This window comes from Dysgonomonas sp. GY75, from assembly GCF_015234155.1.
Taxonomy (GTDB): domain Bacteria; phylum Bacteroidota; class Bacteroidia; order Bacteroidales; family Dysgonomonadaceae; genus Dysgonomonas; species Dysgonomonas gadei.
Genome location: NZ_JADCLQ010000021.1, coordinates 1 through 2,213, shown reverse-complemented (window position 1 = coordinate 2,213; position 2,213 = coordinate 1). Strand labels below are relative to the sequence as shown.

Sequence of the window (2,213 nt, the reverse complement as noted above, 5' to 3'; positions counted from 1 at the left end):
GTCATATTGATACCGTTGCCCGTACCGCAAATGGCAATGCCTTTGTCGCATTCTCCGCTGTCGATGGCCTCCCCCAGCCGATGGCCGAAGTCGGGATAATCGACACTCTGTGTACCATAAGTACCGAAGTCGGTATAAGGGATGCCCTGTTCCTTAAACAGGCTGATGATATATTCTTTCATCGGGTAGCCGGCATGGTCGCTGGCAAGGCCGATGGGTTTTGAGGGGATGGGAAATAAGCTCATGGGATAGTGATGAGTTATGAATGATAAGTTGCAGGCTGCTTTCATTCCACAACCTGCAACTGTTTATTCTTTGTTTATTGTTAACTGTTAACTGCTAACTGTCTACTGTTATTTCAGGTATTCCTTCACCTGGTTATATACATTCTCAGGAGTAAAGCCCAGCTTCTCGTCCAGCACCTTGTAAGGGGCGGAGAATCCGAAGGAGTTCATACCCCAGATCTTACCTATATCTCCTACAAGACCCTGAAGGGTAACAGGAAGGCCTGCGGTTAGTCCGAACTTCCTTTTATCTCTTGGCAGTACGCTTTGCTGGTAGGCTTCACTTTGCGCACGGAACAATCCTTCGGATGGTACACTAACGATTCTTGTCTTAATGCCGTCTGCTTTCAGCAGCTTAGCTCCGTCTACAAGAGTAGATACTTCCGAACCTGAAGCTAACAGGATAACATCGTAGTTCTCGTCTTCTTCTACAATGTAAGCTCCCTTTTCGGCCTGTAAGGCTTCCGTATAGCGACTTGTCTTGGCAGGCAGGTCGTTGATATTCTGCCGTGAGAAGATAAGGCCTGTCGGTGTCGATTTGTTCTCCATGGCCATCTTCCATGCCACGGTAGCTTCCTGCACGTCGGCAGGACGCAGAACAAGCATCGAGTTGTGGCCATGGTGGTTCTGTAACTTCTCCATCAGGCGTATCTGGGCTTCCTGTTCCACAGGCTCGTGGGTAGGGCCGTCTTCACCTACACGGAAGGCGTCGTGTGTCCAGATAAACTTAACGGGCAGTTCCATCAATGCTGCAAGGCGGATGGCAGGCTTCATATAGTCGGAGAATACGAAGAAGGTGGCACAGGCTGCTGTGACTCCTCCATGCAGGGTCATACCGATACACAGGCAGGCCATGGTCAGTTCCGATACTCCTGCCTGCAGGAAGGCTCCTGAGAAGTCGCCTTTCTTCATGCTGTGGGTATGCTTAAGGAAACCGTCGGTCTTGTCCGAGTTGGACAGGTCGGCCGAGGAAACAATCATATTCTCTACTTGTTTGGCCAATACTCCCAGTACGGTAGCCGAGGCGGCACGGGTGGCCTGATTCGGCTTCTGTTCGATGGCTGCCCAGTCGATAGTCGGGATATAACCGTCGAACCACTGCTGCATCTTTTGTGCCAGCTCCGGGTTTTGTTTTGCCCAGGCTTCTTTGGCTGCGTATTTCTTAGCTACAATCTCTGCCAGTTCGGCTGCTCGTTTTTCGTAGAGTTCTTTAACCTCGGGGAAGATAACGAACGGATTCGTAGGGTCACCGCCTAAGTTCTCTATGGTCTTCTCATAAGAGGCTCCGGCTGCACTCAGGGGTTGTCCGTGTGTTTCTGTTTCGTCTTCGAAGCTGCTGCCGTCTGCTTTTACGGCTCCTTTTCCCATGATGGTCTTACCGATGATCAGGGTAGGGCGTTCTTTTTCGAATTTGGCTTCTGTCAGGGCGGCACGGATCTCGGTGGCGTCGTTGCCTGTGATGGTGATCACACGCCAGCCCCATGCCGTATATTTGGCGGCTACATCTTCTTCGGTCACTTCGCGGGTCTTGGTAGAGAGCTGGATGCCGTTGGAGTCGTAGAACATGATCAGGTTGTCGAGTCCGAGGTGGCCCGCTGTACGGCCTGCTCCCTGTGAGATCTCTTCCTGTACGCCTCCGTCGGAGATAAAGGCGTAGATGGTCTGGTCCATACACTCACCGAAGCGTTGTTTGAGGAACTTGGCGGCGATGGCTGCTCCCACGGCAAAGGTATGTCCTTGTCCGAGCGGGCCGGAGGTATTCTCGATGCCACGCAGGATATCTCTTTCGGGATGGCCCGGTGTTACACTGCCCCACTGGCGGAAGCCCTGGAGGTCTTCCATGCTGAACTTACCGGCCAGGGCAAGGGTGGAATACAGCATCGGGGACATATGCCCGGGGTCTAAAAAGAAGCGGTCACGGCCTTCCCA

2 protein-coding genes are annotated in these 2,213 nt (G+C 52.5%); both read right to left on the bottom strand.

The window, feature by feature from the left end:
* Nucleotides 1–245 (bottom strand): RpiB/LacA/LacB family sugar-phosphate isomerase (locus IR083_RS10345; RefSeq protein ID WP_194224261.1); only part of this gene is annotated, 245 nt, incomplete at its 3' end.
* 108 nt (nucleotides 246–353) lie between these two features.
* Nucleotides 354–2,213 (bottom strand): transketolase family protein (locus IR083_RS10340; protein WP_194224260.1); only part of this gene is annotated, 1,860 nt, incomplete at its 5' end.